This window comes from Mesorhizobium sp. KR1-2 (assembly GCF_040045035.1).
GTDB lineage: Bacteria > Pseudomonadota > Alphaproteobacteria > Rhizobiales > Rhizobiaceae > Pseudaminobacter.
The window spans coordinates 1-20,256 of the sequence record NZ_JBDZDS010000019.1 but is presented as its reverse complement, the minus strand read 5'-3'; the positions used below and the strand labels follow the sequence as shown (position 1 = coordinate 20,256).

General features: G+C 59.1%; 19 protein-coding genes. 10 read left to right on the top strand and 9 right to left on the bottom strand.

Annotation, left to right across the window (positions count from 1 at the left end; translation table 11 throughout):
- The first annotated feature begins 16 nt into the window (after window positions 1–16).
- The 3 genes from ABLE85_RS23440 (at window position 17) to ABLE85_RS23430 (ending at window position 3,737) form a co-directional block, all read left to right on the top strand.
- On the top strand, window positions 17–3,058 hold the full coding sequence (locus ABLE85_RS23440) for a hypothetical protein (RefSeq protein WP_348795115.1): 3,042 nt from the start codon (window positions 17–19) through the stop codon (window positions 3,056–3,058).
- 10 nt (window positions 3,059–3,068) lie between these two features.
- Window positions 3,069–3,242 (top strand): hypothetical protein, encoded by a 174-nt coding sequence (locus ABLE85_RS23435; protein ID WP_348795114.1) that lies wholly within the window; start codon window positions 3,069–3,071, stop codon window positions 3,240–3,242.
- Window positions 3,243–3,368: 126 nt separating this feature from the next.
- A complete protein-coding gene (locus tag ABLE85_RS23430) occupies window positions 3,369–3,737 on the top strand; it encodes a peptidoglycan-binding domain-containing protein (RefSeq protein ID WP_348795113.1) in 369 nt (122 codons plus the stop codon).
- Between the two features lie 423 nt (window positions 3,738–4,160).
- Here ABLE85_RS23430 and ABLE85_RS23425 read toward each other — a convergent pair whose 3' ends face one another.
- Window positions 4,161–5,195 carry a P63C domain-containing protein gene (locus ABLE85_RS23425; RefSeq protein ID WP_348795112.1) on the bottom strand — a complete coding sequence of 345 codons (1,035 nt, stop codon included), beginning with the start codon at window positions 5,193–5,195 and terminating at the stop codon, window positions 4,161–4,163.
- A gap of 64 nt (window positions 5,196–5,259) precedes the next feature.
- On the opposite strand from ABLE85_RS23425, the gene ABLE85_RS23420 reads away from it, so the two are divergent.
- The 3 genes from ABLE85_RS23420 to ABLE85_RS23410 all read left to right on the top strand — a co-directional run bounded on the left by ABLE85_RS23420 (window position 5,260) and on the right by ABLE85_RS23410 (window position 6,617).
- A complete protein-coding gene (locus ABLE85_RS23420) occupies window positions 5,260–6,024 on the top strand; it encodes a hypothetical protein (RefSeq protein ID WP_348795111.1) in 765 nt (254 codons plus the stop codon).
- Window positions 6,024–6,257, top strand: a complete 234-nt coding sequence (locus ABLE85_RS23415) for a hypothetical protein (protein ID WP_348795110.1) — start codon at window positions 6,024–6,026, stop codon at window positions 6,255–6,257. Before ABLE85_RS23420 ends, ABLE85_RS23415 begins: the two co-directional genes overlap by 1 nt.
- 117 nt (window positions 6,258–6,374) lie before the next feature.
- On the top strand, window positions 6,375–6,617 hold the full coding sequence (locus ABLE85_RS23410; protein WP_348795109.1) for a hypothetical protein: 243 nt from the start codon (window positions 6,375–6,377) through the stop codon (window positions 6,615–6,617).
- A 39-nt stretch (window positions 6,618–6,656) separates the two neighbouring features.
- On the opposite strand, the gene ABLE85_RS23405 is transcribed toward ABLE85_RS23410, so the two are convergent.
- The gene (locus ABLE85_RS23405; protein ID WP_348795108.1) at window positions 6,657–6,839 is read right to left on the bottom strand and encodes a hypothetical protein; all 183 of its coding nucleotides are present in this window, start codon (window positions 6,837–6,839) and stop codon (window positions 6,657–6,659) included.
- Complete coding sequence (locus ABLE85_RS23400) at window positions 6,829–7,605, bottom strand: hypothetical protein (RefSeq protein ID WP_348795107.1); 777 nt, start codon at window positions 7,603–7,605, stop codon at window positions 6,829–6,831. Before ABLE85_RS23400 ends, ABLE85_RS23405 begins: the two co-directional genes overlap by 11 nt.
- 423 nt (window positions 7,606–8,028) lie before the next feature.
- Between ABLE85_RS23400 and ABLE85_RS23395 the strand changes: the two genes are divergently transcribed.
- The gene (locus tag ABLE85_RS23395; protein WP_348795106.1) at window positions 8,029–8,343 is read left to right on the top strand and encodes a hypothetical protein; all 315 of its coding nucleotides are present in this window, start codon (window positions 8,029–8,031) and stop codon (window positions 8,341–8,343) included.
- Window positions 8,344–8,587: 244 nt separating this feature from the next.
- On the opposite strand, the gene ABLE85_RS23390 is transcribed toward ABLE85_RS23395, so the two are convergent.
- The 3 genes from ABLE85_RS23390 to ABLE85_RS23380 form a co-directional block, all read right to left on the bottom strand.
- Window positions 8,588–10,099, bottom strand: coding sequence for an EAL domain-containing protein (locus ABLE85_RS23390; protein WP_348795105.1), 1,512 nt, complete (start codon window positions 10,097–10,099; stop codon window positions 8,588–8,590).
- A 284-nt stretch (window positions 10,100–10,383) separates the two neighbouring features.
- Complete coding sequence (locus ABLE85_RS23385) at window positions 10,384–11,505, bottom strand: helix-turn-helix transcriptional regulator (RefSeq protein ID WP_348795104.1); 1,122 nt, start codon at window positions 11,503–11,505, stop codon at window positions 10,384–10,386.
- 482 nt (window positions 11,506–11,987) lie between these two features.
- Window positions 11,988–12,746, bottom strand: a complete 759-nt coding sequence (locus ABLE85_RS23380; protein ID WP_348795125.1) for an outer membrane protein — start codon at window positions 12,744–12,746, stop codon at window positions 11,988–11,990.
- Window positions 12,747–13,068: 322 nt separating this feature from the next.
- Here ABLE85_RS23380 and ABLE85_RS23375 point away from each other — a divergent pair, with 322 nt between their 5' ends.
- On the top strand, window positions 13,069–13,791 hold the full coding sequence (locus ABLE85_RS23375; protein WP_348795103.1) for a phospholipase D-like domain-containing protein: 723 nt from the start codon (window positions 13,069–13,071) through the stop codon (window positions 13,789–13,791).
- 265 nt (window positions 13,792–14,056) lie between these two features.
- Here the strand turns inward: ABLE85_RS23375 and ABLE85_RS23370 are convergent, their stop codons facing one another.
- Complete coding sequence (locus ABLE85_RS23370; RefSeq protein ID WP_348795102.1) at window positions 14,057–14,818, bottom strand: hypothetical protein; 762 nt, start codon at window positions 14,816–14,818, stop codon at window positions 14,057–14,059.
- 215 nt (window positions 14,819–15,033) lie between these two features.
- On the opposite strand from ABLE85_RS23370, the gene ABLE85_RS23365 reads away from it, so the two are divergent.
- A complete protein-coding gene (locus tag ABLE85_RS23365) occupies window positions 15,034–15,501 on the top strand; it encodes a DUF995 domain-containing protein (RefSeq protein ID WP_348795101.1) in 468 nt (155 codons plus the stop codon).
- A 217-nt stretch (window positions 15,502–15,718) separates the two neighbouring features.
- Here the strand turns inward: ABLE85_RS23365 and ABLE85_RS23360 are convergent, their stop codons facing one another.
- Window positions 15,719–16,912, bottom strand: a complete 1,194-nt coding sequence (locus ABLE85_RS23360) for an integrase arm-type DNA-binding domain-containing protein (protein ID WP_348795124.1) — start codon at window positions 16,910–16,912, stop codon at window positions 15,719–15,721.
- Between the two features lie 547 nt (window positions 16,913–17,459).
- Between ABLE85_RS23360 and ABLE85_RS23355 the strand changes: the two genes are divergently transcribed.
- On the top strand, window positions 17,460–18,689 hold the full coding sequence (locus tag ABLE85_RS23355; RefSeq protein ID WP_348795100.1) for an aromatic ring-hydroxylating dioxygenase subunit alpha: 1,230 nt from the start codon (window positions 17,460–17,462) through the stop codon (window positions 18,687–18,689).
- 76 nt (window positions 18,690–18,765) lie between these two features.
- Here the strand turns inward: ABLE85_RS23355 and ABLE85_RS23350 are convergent, their stop codons facing one another.
- Window positions 18,766–19,740 (bottom strand): formylglycine-generating enzyme family protein, encoded by a 975-nt coding sequence (locus tag ABLE85_RS23350; protein ID WP_348795099.1) that lies wholly within the window; start codon window positions 19,738–19,740, stop codon window positions 18,766–18,768.
- Between the last annotated feature and the right edge of the window lie 516 nt (window positions 19,741–20,256).

Here is a 20,256-nt window from a genome sequence, read left to right as displayed (position 1 = left end):
TCTGGAGACACTTGGCATGGGCATCCTCACCCAGCTTGCGCAAACGGTATTCAATGGCTGGAACGCCAACGGCACTCCGCGCCAGATCGACCCGCAGGAGGCCGTCGTTTGGGGCACGGATATCGAGCGGGCCATCAGCGCCGGGCTCTCCAATGGCGGCCTGATCTACGACACCAAGGCGAACATGGATGCCGACAAGGCCCATCCGGCGAACTCGTCAGCCTGGGTCATTGGTGACAGCACAGTTGCCAACAACGGTATCTATCGCAAGACCGGCGCTTCGGGCTCCGGTTCGTGGGTGCGCATCGCGGATCTGCCCTATTCGTTTATCAGCGCATCGAACACTGGTGCCGGCACGGCCAATGCCATCACGGCGACGACGAGCATTCCGGTGCCGGCGGCGGATGGTGGAGCGCTGATTGCTGTCAACATTGTCGCAGCCAATACCGCCTCGCCAGCGACCGTCTCTTTCAATGGCGGCGCGGCTCTGACGGTCAAGACCTCTAGCGGCAACAATATCGTTCCAGGCGGCCTGGTGGCCGGGATGATCGTTGCTGGCTATGTCAGCGGCTCCACGTTTCGGCTGCTGTCCGATCAAGTCAGTGCTGCGATACAGGCAGCGGCGGAAGCTGCCGCCATGCGATCCGAGAGCGCTGCCAACACGGCCGAAGCCGTCGTTGCCGCCGTAGACGTAGTTGCCAACAATACGGCCTTCGCAGCAGCGCTAAAGAAAGCCGGGCCCATTCAACTGGCGACTACGTACACAAATGTGACTGTCTCGGCTGCCGATGTCCCTGCGCTCCTTGGCAAGTTGCATCAGATCAAGGCTGATGCACTGACCACCATCAACCTGCCTGTCGGCGCCTTTACGACGATGACCGGCGATATCGCGCGGATCGGTGCCGCTAACGCCAACTTGCGGGTAGTGGGGGCCGATCCGGTGCAGCTTGATATGCTGTCGGTCGCCTCGGTAACGGGCAGTGCCGGAGACTGGCTCGTGACCTACAACGTCGCGTCGTCGGCGGGTGTGAGCGTCGGCGAGGTGCTCAAGGTCTTTGAGTGCGGCCCGGTCCCGCTTCTAGCGGGCGACAACGTTGCTTCTTACATCCTTCGCAACCGCCCGTTGCCTAACGAGTTGTGCACTCCAATCGTCAACACCGGCCGGGCGACTATCACCGCCGGGGGCGACACCATTACGTTCACTGGCGGCATTGACGCAACGGCCAACTGCCTCAAGATTGGCGACCTCTTCACGATTGACGGCCAAACCCGCCAGTTAACAAGCGTCGGTGACAAAACGTGCTCCGTCGCTTCCGCTTGGGGTGACATCAGCCGAAGCGGCGTGATCGGCTGCTACGTGTCGCGGCCGAATAGCGGAACGATCACCATAGTCGGCACCACTGTGACCGGCACCGGCACTAAGCTGCTTAGCGAGGCCAACGTCGGCGACATGGTGCTGGTTGATGGGGAACTGATCGAGATTACAGCAATCTCCTCGGACACCGCCATGACCATCGCCAAGAGCAAGACGCTCGCCGCAGGCACGCCCTGCAGTATCATCACGGGCGGTGTGCTGCATGACGGTGCTCATGTGGTGACGGCGGTCGGTGCCGGCACGATCACGGTGCGCAACCGTGGTCGAATGAAACCTCCCGTCAACCGCGTCACCGGAGGTAGTTTCCGCGTCATCAAGACGGTGCTGAAGCAGACCGGTTCCGGCGACGGCCTTGTGTTCGGCCAAGGCGCAAGCCTTTCGTGGCTGGACCGCATCGCCCTTGTTGGGACCCGCACGGGCGGCCAAATTGGCCTTCTGATGAATGGGCGTGTACCGGCGCTGCCCTTGGCCGGGGACGGTGTGACCAGCTTTGGCGACTTCACCCAGCAGGGTTACACAACGGCCTGCATAACAGGGCCGGACGTTGCGATTGCCGACTGGTACGTCAACGCCGCTGTAGGGCACGGCTGTACCCTCAACGCCCGCATGATCGCATTGAGCGGTGCAACTGGTGTCGGCCTCTGGCAGCTTGAGGGGTCATTCGCAAACGTGCGGCGGGCGGTCATGTCGGGCAACGGAAGCCATGGCCACTTCATCAGCACCGGGGCGAACGCCAAGATCACTGAGGCCAGCTATGTCGCCAATTTCGGCGACGGGCTGCGCCGCCAATCCGGCGGTAGCTTCTACGGCGAGTGCCCGGTGTTCTACGGCAATGGCAGCATGAATGTCCGGCTCTACGGCACTGGCGGGGCAGAGATGGCCCAGTCTGCAAACCTCCTGTCGAACAACGCCGGCATATATTCGGACCACGCAGAGGCATTGCTCCGGGACGGCCTTATTGCAGCCGCACGAACACGCGGTATTGACGCAATCGGCTCACCCAGCCTCGTAGTGAACGCCACATGGGTAAGCGGCAACCGCACGGTTGGCGTCTACTGTGATGGTGGATGCGTCATTGCAGAAGACAGCGCCGTGGTCGGCAACGGCGGTGGTGGTGTCTACGCCAGAGCCAGAGGACGCCTTGAAGCGAACGGAGCGCAGGTCAAGCAGAATGGCGCATACCAGGCCCGCGCCGATGATGGTGGCCGTATTTCGCTCCGTGGCGGCTCTACAACAGCGGTCCAGGTGACGGGCGCTGAGTCGTCCATAGACATCACCGGCTTGCTTGGTGCCGCCCCGACGCTGACCGGCGTGGCTCGCCTCAACGAGTACACGAAGGACGGCGCTATCATCCGAGATGGAGCGGCCACTGCTGGCTTTGCGACCCCCGGCCTGCGGGTCAACGGTGGCGACCTATTGTCACTATTCAAGTTCATCAGCACAGCGTTCAGCTTGCCGGCCGTCCCGGCAGGCGGCCAAGTATCGTTCGACATGACGGTACCCGGCGCGAAAACCATCGGAACGACAGCCATGATCAACGCAAATAACCTGGTGGCCGGGCTCCAGGCTTCTGCAAATGTTGCGGCTACGGATACCGTCAGGGTTGTCGTTTCAAACCACACCGGATCTTCAATTTCCAATGGCAGCGCCACATGGACCATCATCGTCCTTGGCGCGCAATAGGAGGTAAATCATGGACGAGATTAGCATCAGCAGCCTTCAGGCCGATGTTGCCGAACTGGAAGAGCGCATGGACCCCGAGGGTAGCGGCCAGCGTTGCACCCATGTGCTCATCACCTATGAGCAGGCGGAACGCTTTCTGGCCTTGGCTCGCGAAAAGATCGGCGACGGCACTGTAGTGGCCTAGTGGCTCTGCCGAGGCACTGATTATCTACGCGCCGGCATGACGGCTGGCACAACGCCGCAGTAGCGGCATCTCTCCCAAAATCTCCAGACCTGATCACTCACGCCTCCCGGCGGGAAAGGAACTGCCATGACCTCGTTGCTGAAGCGAGGCAGCTCTGGTGCTGCCGTCCGCGACCTTCAGTCATTGCTCAACGCGGCCGGGGCCGTGCCGCTATTGCTGGTCGATGGTGACTTCGGCTTCAAGAGCGAGATCGCCGTGCGCGCCTTTCAGCAGGCGGCCGGTCTGGTGATCGACGGGATTGTCGGGTCGCAGACGCTCGCCGCCCTGAAGCAGGCAACCACGCCAGCTAAGCCCGGCCGACAGGAGCCGGACAAGTCGGCAAAGGCGCACAAGCAGGTAATGATTTTCGCCACCCGGGCGCTCAAGGATGCCGATCCCATGCCGGCCGACGTGACGGCTGACGAGCTTTGGCCGTCTACCGTTTCCCAGGCATAACCACCGGCACGATGCCGTAGAAGGCTACGGCGACCATCAAAACCATGCAGATCAGCAGTGCTATGCGTCGAGCGTTCATGCGCTAGCCGTAGCCATCGCCTCAGACAAATGGATATGCCAGCTTGACCCAGGGCGTCGTTGCGCCCCTCGGCTCCATTTGGCAATCATAAGCCGTGCCCCCGCACCAAGAGGCCCGGAGCCAAGCCCCCCCCACAGCGTCAGGGCTCCGGGTCTCACCGGTTGAAAAACCACACTCTCCGCAACCAACGGCGCGATCATGGCGACGGCTGCAAGCGTCTGCTAGCCGTATGGCACTGCCGCCATAGCGCGGCGACTTCTCGTATCCGGTCATAGCTCCCTCCGCTGACCGAAACCTAACCCACCTTCACTCACGCCTCCCGGCGGGAAAGGAACTGCTGCTGGCTAATCCGCCAGCAGCTCCATCTGATCGCCGCTACGGGGGAAGGCCTTGGCGAAGAGCCTCTTGAAGGTAGGCCAGTCATCTGACGCGCGCATCAAAGTTGTCGTCGCCGAAATCTGCTTCTCAAGGTGTGGGTTTCCGACATGCTCGGTTAGAAACTGGTGGTGGCGGTTCTTGCGCCTGCCGAACTCGTCCTTCGGGTTAATCTCGCGCAATTCGTTAATCACGCCCGGGGGAAGCTGTTCGTAGATGTACGTGTTGGTGAATTTCCCGACGACGCCAGGACGCTTCACAGACTCGGGGTCGTACTCCCATCCGTGGAGGCGGAACATCTCCTTGTAGAAGGAATCTGGGAAGCGCTTAGCCCACTTCATCAGCTCTGGGGCGATGTATGCCTCCAAGATCTTGTAGAGGGCGTCACGTTTACGAACTTCCTGATACCCGGTTGCCTCGTCTACCAGCGCGACAATGCCGACGCGTGCGAGGCCACGGATAATCATTTCGCAGCTCTGGGCGATGGAAAGCTGCTGTTTCTGCAGAACGCCGGCAGCCCTAGCCGCAAGAACGGCTTCGCACAGGTCAACCAGAACTTCGGCTTCATAGCCTTGAGCGCGGCCACCGCTCGGAGTGATGAAGTGAATTGGGTTATGGATTCGCTCAGCTAAGTCACTGATAACGAACGGCTTAATTCGCTCACGAGTGGTGAAAAGCTCGAAACGATTCATGCCGGCAATCATGCTTCCGCCTTGGGCCATCCGCATGGCCCCCAGCATACCAGAGATAGTCAAAACTCTGCGCTCGTCATCGAGCACATAGCAAGGGATTTCCATTTCTCCGATACGGAGCGGACGATCATCAGCCCCGAAAATTGCCTTTGGGAGTGCTGCGCGGGACGGATCAGCCCGCTCCCACCTAGCGACTGCGCCCGCCCGTGCAATCTCGCTTCTCTGCTCAGGTGTCAGTTTCGTCAAACGGGCCTTGCCGGCCTTGGAATGCTTGTCTGTCATGCCTTTGCCTTTGCTATCGAGTGATAGCATCGATTAATGCTATCGCCCGATAGCATCGTCAAGTCCCCTTAAGTAATTTTCACGGAGAAATACTATGGACAAAACCGTTCCTGCCGGAGCGGCAATGCTGCTCGACTTCATCGGAGGCATCGAGGCTCCCAAGGGCTACGGCACCATCTACGCCAACAACCAGGGCAAGTTGCCGATCCCGCTCACCAGCATGACGCTGGGCGAGGTCATTGCCGCGCAGGCTTCATGGACCAAGCAGTTCAAGTCGTCGGCCGCCGGGCGATATCAGTTCATGCGTGCCACCTTGATCGACCTGCGCAAGGAACTCGGCCTGCGCGACGGGCCGATATTCAGCCGCGACCTTCAGGACCGGCTCGGCTATCACCTGCTCAAGCGCCGCGGCTATAACGAGTTCATGGCCGGCAAGATCGGCCGCGCAGAATTCGGCAAGCGGCTGGCGCAGGAATGGGCGTCTCTGCCGGTGCTGGCGGCGACCAAGGGGCAGAAACGCGAATTGGCGCGTGGGCAGTCCTTCTATGCCGGCGACGGCCTGAACAAGGCGCTGGTGGCGCCGGAGCGCGTCGAGGCGATGCTGGACAAGGTGAAGGCGGCAAAGGATTTCGACACAATCGATACCCCCGCCGCGGCGGCGTCAAAGGATGCGCCGCTCGGCAAGTCCAAGCGGCTTTGGACCTGGCTCACCACTGGGGGAACCGGCGTCGGCATCCTCTCCGGTGTTGCCGGGCTCGATGTCTGGCTGCAGCGCGGCATCGGCATTCTGCTCATCGTCCTAGCGGTCTATGCCATCGCCACCATGCCCGACGTGCGCAAACGGCTCGGGCTCGGCTGATGCGCATCTATCTCGCCATCGGCGGCGCGGTCTCTGTCGTGGTGCTGCTGACCTTCACCCACATCCAAGCATATCGGCTAGGCGCCGCCTCCGAACGCTCCGCCACCCTCAATCGCTCCGTCGAAGTCTTGCGCGAAAGGAACGCGACCGATGACCAGATTCGCAACTTGGACGACGCTGGCCTGTGTCGCGCTCTTGGCGGCCGGGTGTCAGGCGACGGCGCCTGCATCTGAGTGCGACAGCTGGCGCAAGCTGACGCCAGCGCCGGAGACGCGGGCCTTTATCATTGGCCAGGACCGGAGCTTTGCCGAACAGGTCGCCGGCCACAATCAGTTCGGGATCAAGCGGGGATGCTGGAAATGAATGAAGCGGAAATCAGGAGGATCGTCGCGGAGACGGTCGACCAGACGCTGACGAAGCTCGGGATCGCTGCCGATGATCCGCTCGAGGTACAGAAAGATATGCAGCACCTGCGGCAGTGGCGAGAGTCTGTGGCGACGGTGAAAAAGCAGGGGCTCATCACCGCGATAGGCATCCTTACTGCCGGAGCGCTTGGCGCGATCTGGCTGGCGATAAAGGGGCCACCCATCTAACTGTGGCAAAAGCAATTCCAGGGCGCGAAAAGTGCCCGCCTAGGACAAGTTGAGGACCACTCCGGAAAGGTCGAGTTTACGCTCTCCCTTTTCAGTCGGGTTGTAGCCATAAGACGGATAGTCACTCTCAAACGAACGCTGATACTCATACTCTGGCATCGGGGCGGGTACGAGCGGCTGGCTCGGTTTCTTGACCTTTGCGACCCGGTCATCAGCAGACATGAGTTGGCTCCATGTTCAATGAAGATGGATAATAGTGCTTTCGCTTAATCCAGCGGAAACCCTCAAACTTGGTTACGGCTCCAATGTCAAGATCGCCGCCAACTGTATTTGCACCAGGCATGAAGCGTACAAATGAGACCGTTGTCTCTGCGAGAAACCTGGCCAGATCGATCGCGTCTTGCACTGGCATTGCCGGCTCCAGAATTTGTGCCAATGACGTATTCGCCAGTTTTTGTGTCAAAGTAACGGCGTCAGTGACAGATATTCCAGAATCAATAAGGACTCCGGTCGTCGCCGGCGAGATTCCCAATACCAGACGGGAGCATGCGTCAGGCTGACCATCCCATTCGATAGTGCAGTCTTCTTCTCCGGCTAGCAGTTGTACGCCAGTTGTGCCGGCGGCGCTGAGTTGGAACTTGCACAATTCGCTGCCGGAACCATTGGTGGAATAGCCGCCAACGAAGAATGTGAAGGAGGATTTTGCCTTAACCGGGTCTGACAAGCGATTGAACAGGTCCTCGAAATGAGTGTGGCAATAGTCGGCCACTTCCTGAATCGTGAAAGCATCAGGATTTATCCCGGTCTCTCCTGCAGTGATCGCTCGGCGAATTTCCTTGGCAATCGTTGATACGGACAAGCTGCCAAAATTGCCCAAACCGCAAGTCATCGCGCTGATGGGCTTGTTCCGGATTAGGTTGAAGACCTTGTGTCCATGATCGTAAACGCGCATCACGGCCTGGTTGCCATGAGCATCGGTTGTAACCATCGATGACGCACTGTCGGCTACGAAGACCAAACAGTCGTGCACCTTTACGGCTATACAGATTGTCAAGAAATCCCCCCGGACCTTCTTGAAGTATTCAACTGATTCTATCGAAGAATGTAAACACCGTTCTTGCCGATTGACGTGGCAAGTGTTGGGCCACCCGCCTAACGAGATCAGCGCCAGAACCTACATCGTTACGAATCCCAGCCCCTCGTCTCACTTGAGGCTGCCGTTTTCCCCGACCTGACGACAGAGACGGAAGGCGCTAGATTGCGGCCGTCATCTAGCGTTCCCTGTCTATTCGCGGTGAGTTGCTCTCCCGCTCCGGTTCGCCGGGGTGGGCGTTTTTCACTTCGCATGTCGATGCTCATGGCGCTTCCAGTCGAGCCGGCGTATTCTGTCGCCCAGCAAGGGAGGTCGATGATGCGAAAGTATCTATCCTTCCATCCAGAAGAACAGTTCAGCTTCACATCCGAAGAACTCGACATGCTTGACGCGCTGGTGACGCGCGTCGTCGGCATACTCGACATCACCGATGAAAGGGAAAGGGACGAGGCAGCCGCGCGGATACTGTCGCTGTACACACCCGGTGGTCGAAGCTTCGATGAAGTCGTCGAATTGGCAGTCCGCCTGCACAAGCAAGGCTCTACGCCGGGAGGACGGCGTTCCGATGGGCCGAGCCCGGAGCGCATTAGGACCGAACGCCAACGGCGGCGGCTGTCGAAAAAGAAAACATAGGCCGGAACCCTGGAGGCCTCCGCATCATTCTACCTGATGCTCGATCAATCCTCTGCCCGCCTGGTCCGACCTCGGCGGGCTTTTTTTGTGTTTCAGTGCGCCGCCTTCGCTCTCGACTTCTTCTCCTTCGGCGCCGCAATGCCTTCCGCCTCAAGGCTCTTGCGCCATGACGCTGTAGAGCAGCCGCGCCTGACGATCGCGCCCAGACGCGTCGCAGGCCGAAAACGAAGAAGGCTGATTCACGCTATGTGAAGTCAGGCTGCAATTGAGCAGCCGCGCGGTTTCGATTGTAGAACGCCCGGAATTGCTCGGATGGTAGCGCTTTTGAGAAGAGCCAGCCCTGTCCAAGCTGGACATTGGCCTCCTTGACGTAGGCTTCCTGTTCGGATGTCTCGATGCCTTCCGCGATCATGCAAAGCTTCAGGTCGTGCGCCATGGCGATGATGTGGGGCGCCACCACGCTTTTCGCCGCGTCACGGCCGATCGCATCGATGAAGGATTTGTCGATCTTGAGAGCGTCGAGAGGCAGTCCTTCGAGCAGCGACAGGCTGGAGTAGCCTGTCCCGAAATCGTCGATCGTGATCTGGTAGCCGGCAGCACGCGCGGCCTTGATCGCATTGATCGCGGCGTCGGCGTTGATGAAGCCGCCCTCCGTCACCTCGAGCCATACCTGTGAAGGGTCGACGCCCTCCTTTCTGACGACAGCGGCGAGCCCCGGCAGGAAGCGTCCACTCTCCATATCGCCAGCGGGAATGTTGATAGAGATATGGAAGTGTCTGTCGTTTCGGAGCAGCGAGCCCATCTCCTTCATGACGATCTCAATCACCAGATCAGTCAGTCTTGAGATGAGCCCCGTTGCCTCCGCTAGGGGGATGAACGTATCGGGATTCATCATCTCCCCCTTGCGCTGCGGCCACCGCAGCAAAGCCTCGGCCGCAACGCAGCGTCCGGTCGAGAGTTCGACGATGGGCTGATAGTGGACAACGAACTCCCGCTTTTGGATCGCCAGCTCCAGGGTCTTTTCCGGGGAGAGTTGCTGCCGCGAAACCCAGATGACAATTCCGATCAGAGCGGTCGAAATAACGAGACTGAGCGGCAGCATCTCCCGCCAATCGCTGCCGGACATAGTTTGAGCCGGCTCGCGGTCGACAATCGCAAATGCGGCCAGTCCTGCCGCGCGATGGGATGCAAAGACATACCGGTCACCAATTCCGGCATTTTGACGGGCGAGGAGCGCGCGGATCAGTTGCGGTTCGGCCGTTCCGGACAACTCCAGCACATGCCCCTGATTGGTAGCCACGCCAAGCGTCATGCCGGTGTCGGTCACCACATCGATCAGCCGCCCGCTTCTGATCAGCACGCCATAGTTGCCGCGACGGAGTTCTACTAAAGGCTTGCTTCGGAAGAGCTTGGGCTCCACGGCGAATACGAGCGAGTAGCCTTGACCAAGATCCATGTCAGGTCGGCGTTGCGGTATTGGCGTTGAAAGGCCCCCGAGGCTGGTACACACAAGATGGCCGTTCCGGAAAAAGCCGATGTCCTGAATACTGTGTGCGTCCAGAACAATCTGCCCCATCCGCCGGATGTGCTCGGGCGAGCAGTCCGCATTGCGTTCCGCCTCAACGCGAACGAGCGCCTGCTTCGCATTGTCCAATGTCAGGTCCACGCGCATCGCGGTCAAGCGGGCATAGTCGCTGACGTATTTCTGCTCCTCCTTGAGGATTCGTATTTGCTGCACATGGGACAGCATGATCATCGGCAGGACGCCAGCGAGGATAGCCAGACAAGCGGCAGAGATTAATATTGTCCTTCTGCGCATCCGGTCTCGACCCTTCACTGGGCGGTTGAGTAAGCCACATGGGAAAAAGCGCTGTGGAACCTACGCCGCCGGCGCTGCGTCTGAGGCGCGTATGGTTCACTGAAGGTGATGAACCGACCATCGCGCGAGCCATCGAGATATCGCTTGGTCTTCGCTCTGTATCGTTGGTAATTTACATTCAACAAAGGCATTTCAATTCTCTCGTATATATTTAAGATAATCTAGTCCTCCTTGGCTACTCGCTGATGCAATCTATGCATATCAAGTCGAACGACTGTCAAAATCTCAAGTAATTCCGCCAAAACGAGGCTGTTGGCTCCGCGTTCGACATCGACAATGAACGCCACGTCTCGACCGATTGCTTGAGCGACCTCCAGTTGGGTCATTCCGATGCTATCTCGATGTCTTCCTAGAACCTTTCCCAATTGCACACGCTTTTCCAGCAGCGCAGCGATGGCATCCTTCTGTAGCAACTGTGATCTTGGCCCATCCATCGCGGGCGGCCCTTCCGCCACTCGAAGCTGATCCAATGGACCGTGGTACACTTCCTTCGCTTTCTGAACGCGCGTCGATGCTGAAGGGCGTGACGATCGTCGCGGAACGTCGACCGCTGCTTGATTGTTGTTGTACAGACCGATTAGCCACCAAAATTCGATCGCGATAAGAGCGACGACTGGAACAACAACTCTCCAACGCGTCTGGGTTTTCGCTTCCTTTCTCAGGATTGTCTTCGCTGTCTGGCTATTGCGACGGGTCCCAAGTTGCGCGCCGTAAAATGCAGAAAGGAATGCATTCTCATCCGGGAAATTGTCGGCTGTTCGCTGGGCTTTGGATTTGTTTTCGGAAGGCACTTGTCCGGCGACTACTGTTGAAGACTCTCCTGACACAACGGTTCGCGGAAGAGACTGCGGAGGTTCAACTTGGTCGAAAAGTGCGTTCAGAGCGGCATCATGCTTCACTTCGTCTGCATGCGATCCTAGGCCGCCTGCATCTCTTACCTGCGTTAGTAAGTATTTTGCAGAAAAATCGCGGCCGCCCTGAGCGGCAGATATTCTCTCGTTTACAAAGTCGTATAGGGCTGCAATTTCTTCTTGAGGCGCACGACAACGTATTTTCAAATCGGATGCTGTCGTGTAGAACGTTAAATAGTTCCAGCCAAAAACACTGCTTACCTCAAAATAACTTAGTTCATCATATAGTAATTCTCTTGTTTGCTCTTGCCGATTAGTTGGCGCGAAAGCTATCTTTTCGCTGGTGGCAAGAAGCGTACCCTTGATTCCACTCTTAAAAAAAGAGCGCTCTGGAATACGGCCGATAAGAGCCATATGAATCGTTTCGCTCAATGGAATATACCTTTTCCGCAGGTCGTCCCAAGGACGGCCATTCCACTCCTTTTCAAGCCATGTCGGGGCAGAAAACAATCGCAGCGCCACGAGCGTCGGCTTTGCTCGCATTAATGGTAGCTGCTATGACATAACGCTGATGTGTTTGCACGTCGTCTAATTTAGTGTCACAGCAATGTTAAGTGGCGCGGTTAATTGTATTTTATTATAATATATACAATTGTAACATTTACGAAGGTATTTCGTTGAGTGCGCCGCCTTCGCCCTCGGCTTCTTTCCCTTCGGCGGCGCGATGCCTTCGGCCTCAAGGCTTTTGCCAGGATGTCGGCGAGACTTTGCCCATCCGCGCCAAATATTTCCCCAGACTTTTGAAATCTCGCTGGTTTCTTCGTCCGTGCTCCAGCACTCCCGCAGCGCTTCCCTGACCACAAAAGAAAGCGCCCCAGCTTTCGCCAGGGCCAGAGGTTACACGGTAGTGCAGATCAGAACTTGTAGGCGATGCCAAGCTTGACGGTGTGGAAGGTGACCTTCCGGTCGAGGCCGAACTCGCCATCATCAAAGATCCGTGCCTTGCCGAGATCGGTATAGGCGTATTCAGTCTTCAGACTGACATGTTCGGTGACGGCATATTCGGCGCCTGCACCGACTGTCCAGCCGGCCCTGGTCTTCGATATACTCCTGCCGCCGCCGTGAATTTTGGAGTATGTCTTAGTGTGGCCATAAGCGAGGCCGCCGGTTCCGTAGACCAGCAGGCGATCGGTTGCCAGCACGCCAGCGCGTGCGCGCGCAGTGCCGTACCAGTCGAGCTTGGTGCCGAGTGTGGGTCCGTGGGGGAGTTCGCTTTCCCCCTTGATGCTGGCGCCCTGGAAATCAGCCTCCGCACCCACGACCCACCGGTCGATCTGGTAGTTATAACCAGCCTGAACACCGCCAATGAAACCATTGGACGGGGCCTTGAAGGACATAGGAGGGACTACGTTGGCTGTCTCATGCTTGAACTTGCCGCCACCGAAGCCGACGTTCAAGCCGACATAGGCACCGGTCCAGCTGAACACCGGAATGACCTCCGGCGCAGGCTCGCTCGACACGATATCTGCGGCGAAGGCGCCGGTCGACAAAAGCGTTGAGAATGCCGCAAGGACAGCGACGCGTTTTGAAAGCACGTTAATCTCCAAATCAGGTAAGAATAGGCTGACAGCTAATGTGTTGAACTCAAAAAGTCTGTTGCGGCGATGCAACATCATCAGAACACAAGAAAAATGCCCGCCGAAGCGGGCAAGTCTCACCAAATACCTATAACGAAAGCTCCTCCTGGGCTCGCCAGTGGCCAGGGGAGAATGAGGCTCGGCGTGCGGAGTCACAAACTGAGTGGAACGCCGAGCCTCGGCTGTGTGCCCCATACAGCCGATGAATGGTACATACCAGGAAAGCAAGTTTATCCGTAGTTAAAAAGCGTAAAAGACGCGGCGGGCGTCAAGCTGCGCAAAGTACCGGCGGAGAGTCGGTGTTTCTTGTCCACTCCGAGCAAATGATGCAAACCTCCAGGGAAGGGAGGGTCTGCCAATGACCATGGGGAGGATTTTGAAGGGCCTGCTCTGCTGTTGCGCCATCACCGCCGTGACGGCGCAGCCGTTGTTCGCGAGCAACTATCCGTGCAGCGGCCGCAAGGGCGGGATCTCTCACTGCCAAGGCAGCACGTTCATCTGCAAAGACGGGTCTTCGAGCGGCAGCAAGAAGGACTGCCGCGCATATACTACGGGCAGCGGCTCGACCGAGGCGCTCGAGCCGGTTGGCAGTGGAATTTCCGAAGTGGCGTCGCCGTCGGCGGCCGAGATCTCCGTTTGCTTTACGCCGGCCCAGCAATGTGAACCGCTGATCGTCAACGCAATCGATGTGGCGAGATCCTCGATCCGCGTCCAAGCCTACGGGCTGACGTCGCTCCCGATCATCCACGCCCTGCAAAGGGCGTCGAAACGCGGCGTTGAGGTCAAGGCGATCCTGGACAAGACCAACGACAAGAAATTCTCGGCGTCGACCCTGTTGCAGGCCTACGATATCCCGGTCTGGATCGACTATCGGCCAGCCATCGCGCACAACAAGGTCGTCATTATCGATGGCCATCTGACGATCGGCGGCTCCTACAATTACACGGCCAACGCCGCGAAGCGGAACGCCGAGAACGTCACCTTCACCGAGTCCCCGGAAGTAGCCAAAGCCTTCCTGCATAACTGGGGCAGCCGCTTAGAAGCGGCACGGCCATTCGATAAGTCGGCGCCTGGGCAGTGAAGGGAAAAACCACTCCGCGTATCCTTCCTCACGCTTCCCTCCCTGCGCGCTCCCTACCGTCTCCTCGTCGAGTTCTTGCTCGTGCTTCAGATCGCCGATCACGATCAACCATTCGCGCAGATCGACCGCAGCGGCTACCTCCAGTGCCAGGCCGCGTTCGTCCGCCAAGCGACCAAGAGCCAAGCCCTCATCATGAGGATCGGCCGGATCAGTGCCATGCCTGAGCCTTCATCTGCTCCGCTCCATGTCTTGGGCGGCGATACAGTCAACCTGGCCTGCGCTGTACTCGCAGATCGCGTACCAAGATCCGTATGCCGTTCTCCTGAAAACGCTCAAAAGGACTGGAGCGATTTCCCCGGTACTGCGGTCCGCCATAGCCCCGCATCAATGGGCCAATCTGGAATTGAATTGGCTGTTCTAAGCGCTGTTTTTGCGGGTCACATTCGGGTTTCCGCGAACTTCCGCACCCTTCCGGAATTAGAACGTTTCCCTCTCGCCTATAGATCTCTCCAGCGTTGCAGCTCACCGAAAGCGAGCCTTTGCCGTCGCTGCGCCACACGACTCGCATTGAAAAGCGGTTCCATTCCGCTAGCCTGTTTGCAGGCACGCATCTCCGACCTTCGAAAGTTGCCCCGGCAGTGGCATTCAATCCCAGTTCATAGATGTGATTCTTTATTGTCTTCACGCGTTGCCATAGGGCGATTTCAAGCCTGTTGCCCCGGTAGGAAAAGGACGGGTCAACCTTGAATTCGAAGCTATACTCAACGGCCTCTCCTCGATTGGAATGTCGGCGCTCGGCCAGACGAGAACTGACATTGCCATTGAGACAGTTGCTTTCCCCGCGCCCGTCTCCGTAATCTTTGGAGCTACAGTCTCCGTTCCGGATGAGAAATTCTGTTTCTGAACCACGAAACGTAGGCTCCCGACCATTGAAATTGTGGTTCTGAAATCCAGAAGTTTGAGCCAGTACCTCGAGGGCACAACAAAAGCTAGGAACAAATGCGCCCGGAAGTATGAATTTTTTCATCAATTCAACTCCATCAATGCATTGCTATATTTGCGGGTAGTGCAATCTATTGATCAAATAGCTTCATGAGCGAATTCGTGTCAACTATTCGGTCCTGGCTTGAGGCCGTCGTCCTGTGGCTATAGTCCTCAACCCATATAACCCGTTTAGGTGTGTGTTGACTCTAGGGGACCTCGTTTACGGTTCCGCATGTTGTCAATGCTTGGGAGGAAAACATGCATACTGGCATGCAGTGGCTGAAACTGTCGGCATTCGTACTGGCATTTGCCCCGTCGGTCGCATTATCTGATCCTTTGCCCAAAGGAGCGGTTCCGCTTACCGCTGACGAAGTTCATGCGATGTACTCGGGCAAGTCTTCGAACTGGTCCGAAAGCCGCGCATATTTTGCCCCCGATGGAACCTACCTGATCTTCGGGAAGGATAAGAAGTGGTACGGCGAGGGGAAATGGGCGGTCGACGGCAACAAAATTTGCGCCAACCTCACTTGGAAAGCCGCAGGCGGCAAGACCGGAAAAGCCGACGATTGCTGGACCTGGTATCATAACGGCTCCAAATACATGACGCTTTGGAGCGGCGATAAAGACAAAAAGAACGCATACGCGGCTGGCGAGTCGAAGAAGTTGACAGCCGGCGACAAGGTGTCAGCGCCCTTTAACGACATCAAGAAAAAAATTGGAGCATAACGGCGAGGAGCGCGCGCGATCTGCGCTCCGCATAACACCAAATACAGGCGCGTGAGATGTCGCCCTCTCACGCGCTAACGTGGCGCGCGCCGTCGGTCAACTCGTGCAGCGGTTGCGGAGTGGCCGACGCGATCATTGCCCCATGCGGGTCGGCCTAGGCGACCGGTACCGGCGCCTGATCAGGGTACCGGCAACGTGCGAAAAATGGCCCGGGGCGTCAACCATTCTGCACCAGTTGCAGGAGCTTCTTCGAATTCCCGCAGAAATCCGCCCAAGCTTTCATCAGTTTGCGCCTACGTTCAAGTGCGTCCGAGCGCCGATAGGCCTGCTCGGTCTCGTCGCCGACGCGGTGCGCCAGTGCGGCCTCGGCCACCTCGCGCGGGAATGAAGTCTCGTCCCCCGCCCAATCACGGAAAGCCGACCGAAACCCATGGACGGTGAAATTTCCGAATCTCATGCGACGCATCAGCATCGCAAACGCCATTGTCGATAGGGGCGATTTTGGCTTGTCGCCGGGGAAAACGTAGTCGGCCGGCCTCCGCTGCCCCTGGGTCTTCAAGATCGCCACGGCTCTGTCGGTCAGGGGAACCCGATGCTCCTTCCCCGCCTTCATGCGCTCCGGCGGCACTGTCCACACGCCCTTTTTGAGGTCGATCTCACTCCAGCGCGCACCGAGAACTTCGCCCGACCGCGCAGCGGTCAGGATCAGAAACTCAAGACCACGCGCAGAGACTGCGTCTGACGCCTGAAGCTGCTGAACAAAACCCGGCACCTCGGTATAGGCCATCGCCGCGTGATGGCCGCGCTGAAGTTTCTGGCGAGCCGGTAGCGCGTTCTTCAAATGCCCCCGCCAGCGGGCCGGATTCTCGCCGGATCGCCAGCCCTTGACCTGGGCAAAGTCGAGGACGCTCTCGATGCGCCCCCGGATACGAGATGCTGTCTCGGCCTTCGACTGCCAGATTGGCGTAAGGACCGCCAGGACATCATGTGTCGTGATCTCGGCCACGGCCTTGCTACGAAGCGATTTGCAATACGCATCGCCAAGCGTCATCTCCCATTGGGCGATATGCTTGTCATTGCGGAAGCTCGGCTTCATGGCCTTGATGTAGTCGTCCGCGCATTCCCCGAAAGTGGTCGGCGCGAGCTTCACTCGTTCAGCAATCGGATCGAGGCCTTCCGCCACCTGACGCCGGCAGTCATCCGCCCGTTTTCGGGCAGCCGCAAGTGAAACAGCGGGATATGATCCAAGCCCCATTTCGCGGCGCCTGCCATTACTCATCCAAAGGAAGACCCAAGACTTCGATCCTGCCGCTGCAACGTTCAAATAGAGGCCTCCCCCATCGGAATGCCTTCCGGGCTTTGAGAGTTTTCTGACACTTATGTCGGTCAGCTTGTGAAGCGCTCTAAGCAACGACAAACCTACCCTTCCCCACAATTTTCCCCACAACGATTGTGGGGAAGCCACGAACGGCTACGAACAACTACAAACAGACGGCTGAAAAATAGCAAGCAGAATCAATGCACCTTGGACGCCAGCGAACAGCCAATGACAGCGGTTCGGCGGACCCTCTCTCCGCCAGATTATCAAACATTTCCCCATCTTTGTGCGCCGCCGGGTTCTGGCTGCAGCACGTGCTTCAACAGCCCAAAGCCCGCATCGCTCCGGCCTGTCTTCTTTGCGGCGGGCCGGTGTCGCTTTCCCAATCACGCGCGCGGAGCTTCTGTGATGTGATCGCCTCGTTCAGGGTGCCGCTCCGAACGCTTCGGAGCGGAGAATTGGGAAGCCGGTGAGAAGCCGGCGCTGCATCCTCCGGTCCACGGCCTCCGGCCAGAACCAAGGCAGCCTCAATATCCCCTGCCCGTGCGCGCTTCGGCGCCGATGCATCATTTCCCACGGCGATCACGCCGTCGGATCCATCTCCAAACCGCTGCAACCCTGAGCCAGACAGGATACCGTCATGGGCATAGTTTCCATCCAGCCGCCCTCCTCCCACGCCGACCCGATCGACGCGCTCGTGGCGGCCCACCGCCCCGGCCATGGGCTGGCCCGGGCCTTCTATGCCGACCCGGCCATCTACGAGCGCGACATGGAGCGCGTCTTCCGGCGTCACTGGCACTGCCTGGCGCATGAGAGCGTGATCCCCAATGCGGGCGACTTCGAGCTGTTCAAGATCGAGAACGAGGCGATCATCCTGTCGCGCGGCGCGGATGGCTCCATCCATGCCATGCTCAATGTCTGCCGCCATCGCGGCGCCGAGGTCTGCACCAAGCCCAAGGGCAACGCCAAGTTCTTCGTCTGCCCCTATCACGCCTGGACCTACAACAACGACGGCTCGCTGCGCGCCGCCCGTCTGATGCCGAAGGACTTCGATCGTTCGGCCCACGGGCTGAAGAAGATCCACGTGCGCGTCGCTTCGGGGCTGGTCTTCATCTCCTTTGCCGAGAAGCCGCTCGACTTCGACCCGATCGAGAAGGCGCTGCGCACCAGCTGCGGCCAGTATGGCTGGGGCGAGGCCAAGGTCGCGCACCGCGAGACCTACGCGATCGACGCCAACTGGAAGCTCGCGGTCGAGAACTATGTCGAGTGCTACCATTGCGGCCCGGCGCATCCGGAATATTCGCAGACGCATGCGCTGGAACAGCCGCTGGAGATGATCGAGCAGCTGAACGCCGCGATGGAAGCCCGCACCTGCGCGCTCGGCGTGGAGGTCGTCAGCGGCAATCATTGGCAGAATTCGGCCGGCGGCCAGGAAGCGATCCACACCTTCCGCTATGCGCTCTATGACGGCGTCTCGACCGGCAGCCAGGACGGCTCGCCAGTGGCGCCGCTGATGGGCCGCTTCACCGACTATGACGGCGGCGTGACCTCCATCCATCTCGGCGGCACGACGTTCCTGGTCTGCTATGCCGATCACGGCATGATCTACCGCTTCATCCCCAAGACGGTCGACAGCTGCGAGATGGAGCTGATCTGGCTGGTGCGCGGCGACGCGGAGGAAGGCCGCGACTACGACCTGGAGAAGTTGACCTGGCTGTGGAAGGTCACCACGGAAGAAGACAAGAAGATCATCGAGCACACCGCGCGCGGTGTCGCCTCGCGCTTCTTCGAGCCCGGCCCGATCGCACCGATGGAGCACAACGAGTTGCGCTACATCAACTGGTATCTCGACGAGATCAGCCGGCCCTAATCAATGCCCCCCGGTCCCGGGGAAGGTTCTGGGCCAAGGATAGCGACGGCACGGCGATCCCGGATCGTCGTGCCGCTCATGCCTTGCTTCCGTCCCGGATCACGCAGCGAAACCCGACGTGACTTGTCGACGTGTCGACCGGCTCCGCATGACGCGCCGCGGGCCGATAGCGGCGGCAATAGTTGGGCGCGCACAGGTGCGAGCCGCCCTTGAGCACTTTTCGCGCGATCCTGATTTCGGGAAGTCGCGGGTCGTAGCTGAGGGCCTGGGCCCCGCCGCGTGGATTTCTGGGCACGCAGCATGCCTTCTCGGCGTCGGCTTCGTGCCTTGCCGACCACCAGTCGGCGGTCCATTCCCAGACATTGCCGATCATGTCGTAGAGACCATACCCATTGGGCCGGAACGCCATGACGGGTGAGGTGCGCTCATAGCCGTCACTTGCCAGGTTCTGGTGCGGGAAAGCGCCCTGCCAGGTGTTCGCCATATGGCGCCCTTCTGCAATGAGTTCATCCCCCCAGGCGAACTCGGCGCCGTCGAGACCGCCTCGCGCGGCAAATTCCCATTCGGCCTCCGTCGGCAGCTCCTTACCGGCCCATTGGGCGTAGGCAAGCGCGTCGCAATAGGCGACATGGACGACCGGATGATCGTCGAGGCCGCTGATGCTGCTGCGCGGACCGTAGGGCCGACGCCAGTTCGCCCCGAACTTGAAAGTCCACCATTGGCTCCAGTCGCGCAGGTCGACCGCATGGCGGGGCGGCGCAAAGACAAGGGACCCCGCCTTCAGCATATGCGGCAGGGCACCGGGATAGTCCTTTGCGTCCGGCTTGATCTCCGCGAAGGTGACATGGCCCGTGGCATTGACGAATTCGCGGAACTTTCGGTTGGTTACCGGCGTGCGGTCGATCCAGAAGCGGTCAACGGCGACCCGGTGGACAGGGGCCTCCTCAGGGTAGTGATCGTTCGAGCCCATGCGGAAAGTGCCACCTGGAACGAAGACCATATCATCGCGAGCTTTGCTGCGTTCCACATCGGATCGCTCAGGCAGGTCCATCGCCGATCTCCATCGAGAACCATCAAACGCCTTACAACTCCGCGCAGCCGCGGTCGAATGCGGCGGCTTGGCCCGCCCGAAAGCCGTTCCGCGGGCGTAGTTCAAGGGAAATTAGGGCAGGCGTTTTGCCTGGCCAGCGCCGCCGGCAATGATGGGACGCAGCGACGGGCTTGCCAGGGGCACCCGGCATGCGGACGAAAAAAAGCCCGCCGGCTCATTGCGAGACGACGGGCTTTGTTAATGTACCATCTACCCCTAGTTGGTGAGCTAAGAACGCGCACCCAACCGTTCGGTTCCCACTCCCTCAAAAAAAATTTGCCCCGCCGAAAAGCTCGCCGGCGGAGCTCTCCGGCCTACTCCCCGTAAGGCACCCAGATGTTCTTCACCTGTGTCGCCCGGCGCAGGAACTCGCGGCCCTGGCCGTCGCTTGACGTCCAGTCGCGCGGAGCCCCGCTCCACACCGGCTTGAGGTTGCCGGCCGACGCCGCCTCGATCGTGGCCGCATCGCCCGCCGCG